At 67.5% G+C, this 12,997-nt stretch carries 13 protein-coding genes; 8 read left to right on the top strand and 5 right to left on the bottom strand.

Annotation, left to right across the window (positions count from 1 at the left end):
• The first annotated feature begins 192 nt into the window (after positions 1-192).
• The 5 genes from ACFZDK_RS04125 to ACFZDK_RS04105 all read left to right on the top strand — a co-directional run bounded on the left by ACFZDK_RS04125 (position 193) and on the right by ACFZDK_RS04105 (position 6,300).
• A complete protein-coding gene (locus ACFZDK_RS04125) occupies positions 193-1,182 on the top strand; it encodes an ABC transporter permease subunit (protein ID WP_390969524.1) in 990 nt (329 codons plus the stop codon).
• Positions 1,183-1,263: 81 nt separating this feature from the next.
• Positions 1,264-3,030, top strand: coding sequence for an ABC transporter substrate-binding protein (locus ACFZDK_RS04120; protein ID WP_390969522.1), 1,767 nt, complete (start codon positions 1,264-1,266; stop codon positions 3,028-3,030).
• Between the two features lie 121 nt (positions 3,031-3,151).
• A complete protein-coding gene (locus ACFZDK_RS04115; protein ID WP_390969520.1) occupies positions 3,152-4,132 on the top strand; it encodes an ABC transporter permease subunit in 981 nt (326 codons plus the stop codon).
• Positions 4,133-4,192: 60 nt separating this feature from the next.
• A complete protein-coding gene (locus tag ACFZDK_RS04110) occupies positions 4,193-5,230 on the top strand; it encodes an oligopeptide/dipeptide ABC transporter ATP-binding protein (RefSeq protein WP_390969518.1) in 1,038 nt (345 codons plus the stop codon).
• 26 nt (positions 5,231-5,256) lie between these two features.
• Positions 5,257-6,300 carry a dipeptide ABC transporter ATP-binding protein gene (locus ACFZDK_RS04105; RefSeq protein ID WP_390969516.1) on the top strand — a complete coding sequence of 348 codons (1,044 nt, stop codon included), beginning with the start codon at positions 5,257-5,259 and terminating at the stop codon, positions 6,298-6,300.
• 119 nt (positions 6,301-6,419) lie between these two features.
• On the opposite strand, the gene ACFZDK_RS04100 is transcribed toward ACFZDK_RS04105, so the two are convergent.
• Entirely contained in the window at positions 6,420-7,304 is an 885-nt protein-coding gene (locus ACFZDK_RS04100; protein WP_390969514.1) for a hypothetical protein, read from the bottom strand.
• Complete coding sequence (locus ACFZDK_RS04095) at positions 7,304-7,711, bottom strand: ATP-binding protein (RefSeq protein WP_390969513.1); 408 nt, start codon at positions 7,709-7,711, stop codon at positions 7,304-7,306. The genes ACFZDK_RS04100 and ACFZDK_RS04095 overlap by 1 nt, the downstream gene beginning before the upstream one ends.
• A 194-nt stretch (positions 7,712-7,905) precedes the next feature.
• On the opposite strand from ACFZDK_RS04095, the gene ACFZDK_RS04090 reads away from it, so the two are divergent.
• From ACFZDK_RS04090 to ACFZDK_RS04080, 3 genes are all read left to right on the top strand, one after another.
• Positions 7,906-8,757, top strand: a complete 852-nt coding sequence (locus ACFZDK_RS04090) for a Scr1 family TA system antitoxin-like transcriptional regulator (protein WP_390969511.1) — start codon at positions 7,906-7,908, stop codon at positions 8,755-8,757.
• 8 nt (positions 8,758-8,765) lie between these two features.
• Complete coding sequence (locus ACFZDK_RS04085; protein WP_390970097.1) at positions 8,766-8,966, top strand: DUF397 domain-containing protein; 201 nt, start codon at positions 8,766-8,768, stop codon at positions 8,964-8,966.
• 64 nt (positions 8,967-9,030) lie between these two features.
• Complete coding sequence (locus ACFZDK_RS04080) at positions 9,031-9,780, top strand: methyltransferase domain-containing protein (RefSeq protein WP_390969509.1); 750 nt, start codon at positions 9,031-9,033, stop codon at positions 9,778-9,780.
• Here ACFZDK_RS04080 and ACFZDK_RS04075 read toward each other — a convergent pair.
• From ACFZDK_RS04075 to ACFZDK_RS04065, 3 genes are read right to left on the bottom strand one after another with little or no spacing between them, the layout of a single operon-like run.
• Entirely contained in the window at positions 9,777-10,883 is a 1,107-nt protein-coding gene (locus tag ACFZDK_RS04075) for a dipeptide ABC transporter ATP-binding protein (protein WP_390969507.1), read from the bottom strand. The two genes, ACFZDK_RS04080 and ACFZDK_RS04075, sit on opposite strands and share 4 nt — an antisense overlap.
• 13 nt (positions 10,884-10,896) lie before the next feature.
• Entirely contained in the window at positions 10,897-11,958 is a 1,062-nt protein-coding gene (locus ACFZDK_RS04070) for an oligopeptide/dipeptide ABC transporter ATP-binding protein (protein WP_390969505.1), read from the bottom strand.
• Positions 11,959-11,980: 22 nt separating this feature from the next.
• A complete protein-coding gene (locus tag ACFZDK_RS04065; protein ID WP_359222820.1) occupies positions 11,981-12,961 on the bottom strand; it encodes an ABC transporter permease in 981 nt (326 codons plus the stop codon).
• Between the last annotated feature and the right edge of the window lie 36 nt (positions 12,962-12,997).

Below are 12,997 nucleotides of genomic sequence, written 5' to 3'. Positions count from 1 at the left end.
GAATGGTCAAGACCAGGCAAAGAAAGTAAAGAGAACCCCAAGTCGACCGAGAATTTATTGACCTTGAATGAATTGCGTTGAAAAAGTCCGGCGTAGCCCGTAGGGGAGTGTGCCCTGCGGAGTCATCAGACCCTCCCTTGGGCCAGGAGCACCATGACCCCCCCAACTCCATCCGCGGCTGCCCCGCTCGAGGTGACCGACGAGACCGAGAAGAAGTCGATCACTTCTGACGGCTCGAAGGGCAACGAGAGCAGGTCGCCGGGACAGCTCGCGTGGCGCCGTTTCAAGCGGGACCGCACGGGCGTCATATCCGCGGTCATCGTGATCTTCTTCTTCGTGATCGCCCTGGCCGCTCCGCTCATCGCCAAGCTGTACGGCAAGGATCCGTACACGACGTACGGGCTGAACACGCCCGGCCTGCTCGGGGACAACAGCTTCCCCGTCAAGCCGAACGGCGGCATCAGCAGCGACTTCTGGTTCGGCATCGAGCCGCAGCTGGGCCGCGACATCTTCACGTTCCTGCTGTACGGGATCCGCAACTCCCTGCTGATCGCCACCGCCATCACGCTGCTCGTGGTGGTCATCGGTGTGGTGGTCGGCATCACGGCCGGCTACGCGGGCGGCAAGACGGACTGGTTCATCGGCCGTGTGATCGACATCCTGCTGGCGTTCCCCTCCCAGCTGTTCTTCGTGGCCTTCACGCCCGTGGTGCTCGCCCTGTTCGTGACGCCCGAGGAGAACACGCCGACCTGGCTCATCGTCGCCTGCCTCATCGGCCTGCTTACGGTCTTCGGCTGGGCCTCCATCGCCCGCCTGCTGCGCGGCCAGGTGCTGGCGCTGCGAGAGCGGGAGTTCGTCGAGGCGGCCAAGGTCACGGGCGCGTCCCCGGCACGCATCATCTTCAAGGAACTGCTGCCCAACCTGTGGACTCCGATCCTCATCCAGGCGACCCTCAACCTGCCGCTGATGGTCACCACGGAGGCGGGACTCGCGTTCCTCGGCGTCGGCATCCAGGACCCGACCCCCGACTGGGGCGTCATGATCGGCAATGCCGCCAAGTACTACCAGGACGACATCACCTTCCTGCTCTTCCCGGGCCTCGCGATGGTGATCTTCGTGCTGGCGTTCAACCTCCTCGGCGACTCGGTGCGTGACGCCCTCGACCCGAAGACCAAGCGCTGACCGTCCGGCCCTCTTCAGGACCACGGCAAAGACGCCGGGTGCCGGACTTCTCTCATCAACTCTCACCTAGGCAGGATTGCGATGTCCTTCTCGCGCAGAAACTTCCTGATAGCCACCGGTGTCGCGGCCGCGGCGGGCTCCGTGCTGACCGCGTGCAGCAGCGGTGACTCCAGCAGCGGCGGCAGCAGCGGCGGCAAGCAGGAGGCCGCCAAGGCGCAGACCACGACGGTCAAGATCGGCACGGCGGAGGACTCCAAGGGCCCGGCTCCCGAGGTCACCGGCGCGAAGAAGGGCGGCAAGGTCTACCTTCTGAACGACGACGACTTCTCGCACCTCGACCCGCAGCGCGTCTACTACGCCTGGAACTCCCTCGGGGTCATCGTCATCAACCGCACCCTGACCGGTTACAAGATCGCGGACGACGGTTCCCAGACCCTCGTCGGCGACCTCGCCACCGACACGGGCACCATGAAGGACGGCGGCAAGACCTGGTCCTTCACCCTGAAGGACGGCGTCAAGTGGGAGGACGGCTCCGACGTCACCGTCGACGACGTCCGCCACGGCTTCGAGCGTGCCTTCGCCAGCTACATCACCGAGGGCGCCATGTACGTCCAGACGTGGCTGACCGGCTCCACGGACTACCGCAAGTCCTACTCGGGCCCGTACTCGAACAAGCACCTGAAGTCGATCACGACGAGCGGGAAGACCATCACCTTCCACCTCGCCGAGGCCCGCCCCGACTTCAACTACGTCGTCGCGATGCAGTCGTACGCCCCGACCCCGGTCAAGCACGACACCAAGCAGGACTACGACAAGAAGCCGTTCTCCAACGGCCCCTACAAGGTGAAGTCGCACGTCACCGACAAGTCGATGGTCCTCGTCCGCAACGAGCACTGGGACGCCGACACGGACCCGATCCGCAACGCCTACCCTGACGAGTTCGACTTCTCCTTCGGTATCGAGCAGCTCACCGCGATCGACCGGCTGCTGGCCGACTCCGGCAACGACCAGTACGCCGTCTCCTGGCGCACCATCCCGCAGGAGCGCGTCCAGAAGGCGCAGACCGACGCCAAGGACCGCATCTTCCAGGGTCTGAGCAGCGGCGTCAGCGTGTACTGGATCAACACCACCCGGATCGCCGACAAGGACGTCCGCGAGGCCATCATCAAGGCCTGGCCGACCGCCGCGATCCGTCAGCTGCAGGGTGGCTCGGTCCGCGGTGACTACGCGACCGGCATCATGAGCCCGCTCGTCGCCGGCTACAAGTCGCAGGACGTCTGGGGCAAGCTGAAGAACCCGGCGGGCGACCCGGCGGCCGCGAAGAAGATCCTGGAGAAGGCCGGCAAGACCGGCGCCAAGATCGTCTACGCGTACCAGCAGGACGACACCCAGGCGAAGATCAAGGTCGTCATCGAGAACGCCCTCAAGGCGGCCGGCTTCGACGTGGTCACCAAGGGCATCGACTCGACCACCTGGTACGACCAGACCGGCAAGGTCGCCAACCCGTACGACATCTACTGGGGTGGCTGGTCCTCCGACTGGCCGACCGGTTACTCGGTCTTCCAGCCGCTGTTCGACAGCTCCAACATCACCGACGGCGGCTCGAACTACTCGCACCTGAAGGACCCGGCCGTGGACGCCGCCATCAAGGCCGCCACCGCCGAGACCGACAACGACAAGGCCAACGCCCTGTGGGCCGCCCTGGACAAGCAGGTCACCGAGACCGGCGCGTTCATCCCGGACGTCTACATGCGCCGTCTGTACCTGCACGGCTCCAAGCTCGGCAACGTGAAGATGGACCCGAACTTCGACGGTTGCATGCTCTACAAGCTGTACGTCAAGGCCTGATCCATCACCTGAGAGGTGGGGCGGCTCCGGCCGCCCCACCCTCGGCTCGTCCACCGGACCCCCCGGGTCACCCCCGGTCGGGCCCGCTCCACACGACGGCCCTCCCAGGAAAGCCACCCCCATGCTTCGCTTCCTCGTCCGCCGGCTCCTCGGCGCCGTGGTCACGCTGCTGATCATCAGCGTGATCACGTTCATGCTCTTCTACGCGGTGCCGCGCGACCCGGCCCGGATCGCCTGCGGCAAGCTCTGCACCCCGGAGACGCTCCAGCTGATCCGCCACAACATGGGGATCGACGAGCCGCTGCCGGTCCAGTACTGGCACTGGCTCTCGGCCATCTTCGTGGGACGGGACTACTCCTCCTTCGGCCACTGCAACGCGCCCTGCCTGGGCTACTCGTTCGTGAACCGCGAGCCCGTCCTCTCGACGATCCTCGACCGGTTCCCGACGACGTTCTCGCTGGCCATCGGCTCGTCCGTGGTCTTCCTCATCTTCGGTATCGGCGCCGGCATGCTCGCCGCCGTCAAGCAGGGCAAGGCCACCGACAAGATCGCCAGCAGCGCCTCGCTCATCGCCTCGTCGATGCAGATCTACTTCGTGGGCACGCTGGCCCTGTACTTCTTCGTGTACCAGTTCCACATCCTGGACCAGCCGTCGTACACGAACTTCACCAGCAACCCGGTCTCCTGGTTCAACGGCCTGCTGCTGCCGTGGCTGGTGCTGGCGCTCATCTGGACCGCCAACTACACCCGTATGACGCGCTCCCAACTGGTCGAGACGCTCTCGGAGGACTACGTACGCACGGCCCGCGCCAAGGGCATGTCCGCGCGCAAGGTCTTCTTCCGCTTCGCCTGGCGCGGTGCCATGGGCCCGATCGTCACCATCTTCGGCATCGACATGGGTGTGCTGCTCGGCGGCGCGATGATCACCGAGAAGACCTTCAGCCTGCAGGGCATCGGCATGCTGTCGGTGAAGTCCGTGACGACGAACGACCTGCCCATGCTGCTCGGCGTCATGGTGATCACGGCGTCCTTCGTGGTCATCGCCAACATCGTCGTCGACGCGGTCTACGCGCTGATCGACCCGCGGATCCGGCTCGCCTGACCCCGCACCGCCCTCGCTACCCCTCGCTACCCCCCGCATCACCCCCTCTGGAGCGTCCCCGTGACGAGCACCGATCAGCAGCCCTTCCTGTCCGTCAAGGATCTGAAGGTGCACTTCTCGACCGAGGACGGCGTCGTCAAGGCCGTCGACGGCCTCTCCTTCGACCTCATGCGCGGCAAGACGCTCGGCATCGTGGGCGAGTCGGGGTCCGGCAAGTCGGTCACCAACCTGACCATCCTGGGACTGCACCACCCGGACAGCACCACGGTCGACGGCTCCATCGAGCTGGACGGCCAGGAGCTGAACGGCGCTCCGGAGAAGACGCTGGAGAAGCTCCGCGGGAACAAGATGGCGATGATCTTCCAGGACGCTCTGGCCTCGCTGTCGCCGTACCACACCATCGGTGCGCAGATCGGCGAGGTGTACCGCAAGCACAAGGGCGCCTCCAAGAAGGAGGCCCGGGAGCGGGCGATCGAGATGCTCCGGCGGGTCGGGATCCCGCAGCCGGAGAGCCGGGTGGACAACTACCCGCACGAGTTCTCCGGCGGTATGCGCCAGCGCGCGATGATCGCCATGGCCCTGGTCTGCGACCCCGAGCTGCTGATCGCCGACGAGCCGACCACCGCGCTCGACGTGACGGTCCAGGCCCAGATCATGGACCTCCTCAAGGACCTCCAGCAGGAGTTCGGCACCGCGATCATCTTCATCACCCACGACCTGGGCGTGATCGCGGACATCGCCGACGAGGTGCTGGTCATGTACGGCGGCCGGTGCGTGGAGCGCGGCACGAAGGAGGAGGTGCTGCGCAGCCCGCAGCACCCCTACACCTGGGGTCTGCTGGGCTCCATGCCGAGCCTGGACGGCCCGGTGGACGTCCCGCTGAACCCGATCCCGGGTTCCCCGCCCTCGCTCCTCAACCCGCCCTCCGGCTGCCGCTTCCACCCGCGCTGCGCCTTCGCCGAGAAGGTCGGCGGCAACCGGTGCGCCACGGAGAGCCCGGTCCTGCAGATCGCGGACGGCCGGGGCAGCGCCTGCCACCTGACCCAGGAGCAGCGGACCGAGCACCTCGCCGACCTGGCCGCGGCCAAGGGCCACTGACGTACAAGAGACGGGATTTCACCACCATGAGCAACACCACTCCCCTCCTGGACGTCTCCGGGCTGACCAAACACTTCCCGATCAAGGGCGGCTTCCCGATCCGGCGCACGGTCGGCGCGGTCCAGGCCGTGGACGGGCTGGACTTCCAGGTCTCCGAGGGCGAGAGCCTGGGTCTGGTCGGCGAGTCCGGCTGCGGCAAGTCGACGACCGGCCGGCTGATCACCCGCCTGCTGGAGCCGACCGCCGGCAAGGTCAGCTACCGGGGCCAGGACATCACCCACGCCAGCCGCCGGGAACTGGCGCCGGTCCGCTCCGAGATCCAGATGATCTTCCAGGACCCGTACGCCTCGCTGAACCCCCGCCACACCGTCGGCAAGATCATCTCCGGCCCGATGGAGATCAACGGCATCAACCCGGCGGGCGGCCGCGAGAACCGCGTCCGTGAGCTCCTCGAAATCGTCGGCCTCAACCCCGAGCACTACAACCGCTTCCCGCACGAGTTCTCCGGCGGCCAGCGCCAGCGCATCGGCGTGGCCCGGGCCCTGGCCCTCGAACCGAAGCTGATCGTCGCCGACGAGCCCGTCTCGGCCCTCGACGTCTCCATCCAGGCCCAGGTGGTCAACCTTCTCCAGAAGGTCCAGAAGGAACTCGGGATCGCGTTCGTCTTCATCGCCCACGATCTCGCGATCGTGCGGCACTTCTCACAGCGCGTCGCGGTCATGTACCTCGGTAAGATCGTGGAGATCGCCGATCGCGAGGACCTGTACGACAACCCGCGCCACCCCTACACCCGTGCCCTGCTGTCCGCCGTACCCGAGGCGACGGTGGAGGCGGAGCCGCGCGAGCGCATCCGCCTGGTCGGAGACGTGCCGTCGCCGATCAACCCGCCGTCCGGCTGCCGCTTCCGCACCCGTTGCTGGAAGGCCACGGAGAAGTGCGCGACGGAGGCCCCGCCGCTGGTCCAGGCCGACGGCAACAAGGCCGGTCACCTGACCGCCTGCCACTACCCGGAGGTGCAGGACACGGTTCCCGCCCCGCGCCTCGCCAAGGACCCCGAGGCAGCGGCCTGACACACCCCTTTCCGTCAGCCGCCGCCTGCGGAACGGACTTTCACCGGCCCATTGACCCGAGCCCTGAACGTCCGCTCCAGGGGAGATCGGCCCGCACCTTCCCCGGTGCGGGCCTTTCTTCATTCCTCGACGAACAGCTCCGCGGAATCCGCGACCTGGAGCGCACGCCGGGCCCAGACCTCCAGCCGGTCCAACTCCGTACAGGCCGTCACCCGCTCGCGAACGGACAGGCTCACCGGAATCCCGCGCCACTCCAAGATCTGGAGAACCGTCTCGGCCTTGGCCTCGGCCCGCCCTTCCTCGCGCCCTTCCTCCCGCACCTGCTCCGCCAGCGGATGCCGCCAGAAGTACTGGATGTCCGTCATCAGGTCCCTCCACATCTGCTTCGCCCGGGAATCAGCCAGGCACGAGTCGACGAACTGCGCGAAGGCCGCGGCACTGTCACTGTCAAGGGTCTTCAGGGCGGCTGCCACCGATTCCAGTATGGCCGCCGCGTTCCTCCCCTTGCCGTGCGTCATGGCCGACAGCACCGCAAGGGATGGATCCGCCACCGCCTCCCCTTCATCAGCGATCATCGGCACGTTGTCCGGCCCCAACACCAACGGACGCACGATCAGCGACTCCCACCCCGGGAAGCCCAGCTGGATGGGGCGTGACGCCCACTTCGCCGTCGCACTGCTCTGCGTGATCACGATCAGTACCGGCTCACACCGGTACTTCTCATGCAGGTATGCGAGGTAGTACGGCCAGCTCCCCCGTTTCCGGTCGTCCGTCTTTCCCTGCGACTCGACGACCAGGAGATACGTCTTCTCCTCCGTCTCCGCCCGCAGCAACGTGTCCACCCGACGCTCGACCGGCTCGATCTCCGTCAGGTCCACGTTCATCGCCGCGATCTCCCGAGGCTCGGGAAACTCGACACCCAGCACCTTCTGCAAGGCCTTGGTCAGCAGCCCCGGATCCTTCTGGAAGATCCGGTGCAACGACTCGTGCGTCGTCCCCACCATCACGCCACCCCCAACTCACACCACACGTACTTGCCCCGCTCCCCGAACCGAGCGGACGGCTGCCAGCCCCAGCAGTCGGCACACGCCACCACCAGCCCCAACCCCCGCCCCGCCTCTTCGAGGCCCGTCACCCCCTCCAACGACCCAGGCGGCTCCGGAGGCACGGGATCCGCATCCCACGCCCCGATCCACACCACCCCCTCCCTGGAGCGCCGGACCCTCAACGCCGCCGGCCCCTTCGTGTGCCGTACGGCGTTCGACACCAGCTCCGCCGCCAGCAGTTCCGCCGTGTCGGCGAGGCCGATCAGGCCGTGCATCGTCAGGATCAGGCGGAGGGTGCGGCGGCAGACAGTGACCGCTCTGAGGTCGTTGGGGACGGAGAGCGTGTAGTCCCAGGTTTCGGGCATGCGTCATCAACTCCGGGGTGGTGGAAGGGATTTCACGCACGGTGGCATCGCCGCATGACCCTGCGGTGCGCTTCCGCAGTGCGCTCGTTACGTCACCGAACGTAGGGCATAAATTTCAGTCCGAGCAAGCCGGTCGCGTATTCTGACTCCGAACGAGTCGGGCTCACCAGGGCAGTTGAACGAAGGGGGACGCGTTGCCGGCACGACGGCACCCCACCGCACGTCAGGTACGACTAGGTGCCGAGCTCCGGAAGCTCCGCGAAGCCGCAGGGCTCAAGGCAACGGAGGCGGCGAGCCTGCTCGGGGTGAACTCCGTCCAGATGAGCCAGATCGAGGCGGGCATCACCGGCGTCAGCGAGGACCGGCTTCGCCGACTGGCGGCCAACTACGCCTGCTCGGACCATGAACTGATCGACGCTCTGGCGACCATGGCGACGGACCGCACCAAGGGCTGGTGGGAGGAGTACCGGGGGCTGCTGCCCACCCCGTTCCTGGACCTGTCCGAGCTGGAGTACCACGCGGCCCACCGCTGGGACGTGGACTTTCTGCATGTCCCGGGCCTGCTTCAGACCGCGGACTACGCGCGGGCATTGTTCTCCCGCCGCCTTCCCGAACTGCCTCCGCACGAGACCGAGTTGCGTGTCCGCCATCGAATGCGGCGACGGGTCATCATCGAGCGTGCGGACCCCGTGCCGTACGAGACGCTGGTGCACGAGGCGGCGTTGCGGATCAGAGTGGGGGGCCGTGCCGCCAACCTGACCCAGCTGGCTCACATCCTGGAGCTTTCGGAAGCAGACCATGTGACGGTGCGCGTCATCCCCTTCGGACTGGAGGACTTCGCCGACATCACCGCCGCCATGGCCTACTCCGGCGGCCGCGTCCCCAAGTTGGACACCGTAGTCCGCGACGGCCCTCACGGCTCCCTCTTCATCGACGCCGAAGCGCAACTCGGGGTCTTCCGAACACTCTTCCGTAGAGTTGAGGGGGCGTCACTCGACCCCGCACGATCGCGTGACCTCATCCACAGGCTGATCAAGGAACTGTGAGGCACACAGTGACCACCCTGTCCAACTGGCGGAAGTCCTCCTACTCCGGGAGCGGCGACGGCAACGCCTGTGTGGAGATCGCCACCTCCCCCGCCCACATATCCCTCCGCGACTCCAAAACCCCCACCGCCGCCACCCTCACCTTCCCCACCTCCGCCTTCGCCCCCTTCCTCGCGGCGCTCAAAGACCCTCACCGCACGGCAAGTTGATGGAAAGTCAAGAAGAAAGCCGTTTCTCGGCCCCTCGTTCAACATCATGTGCCACACTGCCGCGGTGGTCGATCATTCGTTCGCGGATCTTTCACTCGCCGCGCTCTACGACAGCCTCAACCCGTGGGGGCCGGGTGACGACTTCTACCTGGATCTGGTGATGTCGGCCGGGTCCGTGCTCGACGTCGGCTGCGGTACCGGCCGGCTGCTGCGGCGGGCGCGTGGGGAGGGGCACGGGGGGCGGCTGATGGGGCTGGACCCGGCGGCGGCCATGCTGGTGCAGGCCCGGCGCGGGGAACCCGCCGTCGAATGGGTTCTCGGCGATCTGCGTTCCCGGCTGTGGGACGGCCACGGCTTCGACCTCGTCGTGATGACCGGCCACGCCTTCCAGGAGCTGGTCGGCGACGAGGAGTTGCGGGCCGCGCTGGCCGCCGTACGCGCCGCCCTCTCCCCCACCGGACGGTTCGTGTTCGAGACCCGGAACCCGGCCGCGCGGGCCTGGGAGCGCTGGACGCCCGACCGTGTGCACCGGGTCACCGGCCCGGACGGCCGGCCGGTCCGGGTCTGGCACGAGGTCGAGGGGACGCCGGGCGGAGACCGGGTGACCTTCACGGAGACCTATGAGGGCGGACCCTGGTCCCAGCCCCGGGTGTCCCGTTCCACCCTGCGCTTCCTCGGCGCCGACAGCCTGTCCGACCATCTCGGCGACGCCGGGCTTGAGGTCGTCGAGCAGTACGGCGACTGGGGGCGCGGACCGCTGGCTCCCGGCTGCCCCGAGATCATCACCATCGCCACGCCCCGGCTGGCCGGCTAGTCCTCCTCCAGCGCCGCCAGCGCCGGGTCCAGCACGATGTCCTCGTCGCGGGCCTCCGTCGTCGGCTCCTCCGGGAAGTGGCAGGCGGTGAGGTGACCCTCGTGGTTGCCGGAGATGCGGACCAGCGGGGGTTCCTCCGTGGCGCACTTGTCCTGGGCCTTCCAGCAGCGGGTGCGGAAGCGGCAGCCGGAGGGCGGGGAGATCGGGGACGGGACGTCTCCGGCGAGGCGGATGCGTTCGCGGCCGGCCGCGTCGGGCTCGGCCGTGAGGTTGACCTCCGGTACGGCGGAGAGCAGGGCGTGGGTGTAGGGGTGGCGGGGGCGGTTGTAGATCGCCTCCCGGTCGCCGACCTCGATGATCTTGCCGAGGTACATGACCGCGACGCGCTGCGAGAAGTGCCGTACCACCGCCAGGTCGTGGGCGATGAAGAGGAACGCGATGCCCAGTTCACGCTGCACTTCCTGCAGCAGGTTCACCACCTGGGCCTGGATGGAGACGTCGAGGGCCGAGACGGGCTCGTCGGCGACGATCAGTTTCGGTTCGAGGGCCAGGGCCCGGGCGACGCCGATGCGCTGGCGCTGGCCGCCGGAGAACTCGTGCGGGAAGCGGTTGTAGTGCTCGGGGTTGAGGCCCACGATTTCGAGGAGCTCGCGGACGCGCTTCTCGCGGCCGCCGTCCGGTTCGATGCCGTTGATCTCCATCGGGCCGGAGATGATCTTGCCGACCGTCTGGCGCGGGTTCAGCGACGAGTACGGGTCCTGGAAGATCATCTGGATCTCGGAGCGGATCGGGGCCAGTTGGCGGCGCGAGGCGTGGCTGATGTCCTGGCCCCGGTAGGCGATCGAGCCGCTGGTCGGCTCCAGCAGGCGGGTGATCAGCCGGCCGGTCGTCGACTTGCCGCAGCCCGACTCGCCGACCAGGCCGAAGCTCTCCCCGACCCGCACGGTCAGGTCGATGCCGTCGACGGCCTGGACGTGCCCGACCGTGCGCCGGATCGGGAAGCCGCCCTTGACCGGGAAGTACTTGGTCAGACCGGAGACCTCCAGGAGGGGTTCGCCGGCGGTCGCCTCGCGGGGGGCGGGAAGGACCGTGTCCTGGGTCATGACGTGTCGTCTCCTAGCCCAGACGGGGCTTGATCTCTTCGAGGAAGATGGTGTGCTTCTGGTCCGCGGTGAGGTGGCAGGCCGCGGAGCGGTCGGGGGCCAGCAGCGGGCGTTCGGTGACACAGCGCGCGCCGCCGACCCGGTCCTGGAACGTGCAACGGGGGTGGAAACGGCAGCCGCTCGGAGGGCTCAGCAGCGACGGCGGGGAGCCGGGGATGGGGCTCAGCGGGGTGGACAGGTCGGAGTCCAGACGGGGCATCGAGTTCAGCAGGCCCCAGGTGTACGGGTGCTGGGGCGCGCGCAGGACCTCGTCCATCGAGCCGCGCTCCACCGCGCTGCCCGCGTACATCACCATGATGTCGTCGGCCATGTCGGCGATCACCCCCAGGTCGTGGGTGATGAAGATGATGCCCGATCCGAACTCCTGTTGCAGGTCCTTGAGCAGGTCGAGAATCTGCGCCTGGACGGTCACGTCCAGGGCGGTGGTCGGTTCGTCGGCGATCAGCAGGTCGGGGTCGCAGACCAGGGCCATGGCGATCATCGCGCGCTGGCGCATACCGCCGGAGAACTGGTGCGGATAGTCCTTGGCCCGCTGTTTCGGGTTGGGGATGCCGACCTTGTCGAGCATCTCGACCGCCCGCTCCCAGGCCGCCCGCTTGGAGGCGCCCCGGTGCTTCATGAACGGCTCGGCGATCTGCCGGCCGACGGTGTAGTACGGCGACAGCGCGGTGAGCGGGTCCTGGAAGATCATGGCGACCTTGTTGCCGCGCAGCTTCTCCATCTCGGACTCGCGGGCGGTGATCAGCTCCTGTCCGTCCAGCAGGATCTCGCCCTCGACCGTGGTGAACTGCGGGTTGTGCAGGCCGAGGACGGTCAGGTTGGTGACCGACTTCCCGGAGCCCGACTCGCCGACGATCCCGAGGGTGCGGCCCCGCTCCACGTCGAAGGAGAGGCCGTCCACGGCCCGTACCACGCCGTCCTCGGTCTTGAAGCTGACGTGCAGATCCCGCACCGAGAGGAAGCTGCCCGCGTCGGCCGGTACGGGGGTGCCGGCGCCCTTGGTCAGAGTGGTCACGACGGTTCTCCTCTTGTCCGGCCTAGGCCAGCCGGACGCGCGGGTCGATGAACGCGTAGGCCGCGTCGACGATGATGTTGAAGAGCAGGATCATGGCGGCCGAGAACAGCATCACGCCGAGCAGCAGCGGCAGGTCGCTGAAGAACACCGACTGCACGGCGAGCTGGCCGAGGCCCGGCAGACCGAAGGTGTACTCGGTGATGATGGCGCCGCCGAGCAGCGAGCCCAGGTCGATGCCGAAGATGGTGACGATCGGGATCAGCGAGCCGCGCCAGGCGTAGCGGAAGAAGACGTACCGCCGGGACATGCCCTTCGCGCGGGCCGTGCGGACGTGCTCCTCCTGGAGCTGTTCGATCATCGCGGAGCGCGCCATACGGGTGTACTGCGCGGCGAAGATCGTGGAGAGCACCACCCAGGGGATGATCAGCCCGGCGAACCAGGTGACGGGGTCGGCGGTGAAGTTGTTGTACGCCGGTTTGTCGAACCAGTGGGTCTGGTAGACGAGGACGGCCAGCGCGAGCGGGCCGAGGAAGTAGATCTGCATCGAACTGAGCACCATCGCCCCGGCGGTGGCGGTCTTGTCGATCAGTGTGCCGCGCTTCCAGGCGGCCGTGAGGCCGGTGCCGAGACCGATGATCAGGAAGCAGACCGCACCGCCCAGGGTGAGCGAGACCGTGGTGGGCAGCCGGTCCATGAGTGTCTGCCAGACCGGGTCGTTGGTGTGGTACGAGTACCCGAAGCACGGGGCGGGGCAGGGGCCCTGGTCGAACTGGTTGCTGCCCAGTACCAGGTTGTGCAGGAAGATCCCGTACTGCTCGGGGATCGACTTGTCGAGGCCGAGCACATGGTGGATGTTCGCGAGCGACGTCGGGTTGCACGTCTTGCCGCACATCAGCAGCGCCGGGTCCCGGGGCATCCCGAAGAACAGCAGGAACGTGACGATGCTCAGCAGGAACAGGATGACGATCGCACCGAGGGTCCGGCGGACGAGGAAACGCAGCATGACAGGGGCAGCTCTCTCGCGTCGGCGGGCCGGGCG

The sequence above is a fragment of the Streptomyces sp. NPDC007901 genome, from assembly GCF_042959465.1.
Taxonomy (GTDB): domain Bacteria; phylum Actinomycetota; class Actinomycetes; order Streptomycetales; family Streptomycetaceae; genus Streptomyces.
This window is presented reverse-complemented; position numbering and strand designations above follow the sequence as displayed.

Coding starts and splice junctions, on each gene's coding strand:
- ACFZDK_RS04120 (WP_390969522.1), top strand. CDS start 1,264: ATGTCCTTCTCGCGCAGAAACTTCCTGATAGCCACCGGTGTCGCGGCC.
- ACFZDK_RS04115 (WP_390969520.1), top strand. CDS start 3,152: ATGCTTCGCTTCCTCGTCCGCCGGCTCCTCGGCGCCGTGGTCACGCTG.
- ACFZDK_RS04105 (WP_390969516.1), top strand. CDS start 5,257: ATGAGCAACACCACTCCCCTCCTGGACGTCTCCGGGCTGACCAAACAC.
- ACFZDK_RS04100 (WP_390969514.1), bottom strand. CDS start 7,304: ATGGTGGGGACGACGCACGAGTCGTTGCACCGGATCTTCCAGAAGGAT.
- ACFZDK_RS04095 (WP_390969513.1), bottom strand. CDS start 7,711: ATGCCCGAAACCTGGGACTACACGCTCTCCGTCCCCAACGACCTCAGA.
- ACFZDK_RS04075 (WP_390969507.1), bottom strand. CDS start 10,883: ATGACCCAGGACACGGTCCTTCCCGCCCCCCGCGAGGCGACCGCCGGC.
- ACFZDK_RS04065 (WP_359222820.1), bottom strand. CDS start 12,961: ATGCTGCGTTTCCTCGTCCGCCGGACCCTCGGTGCGATCGTCATCCTG.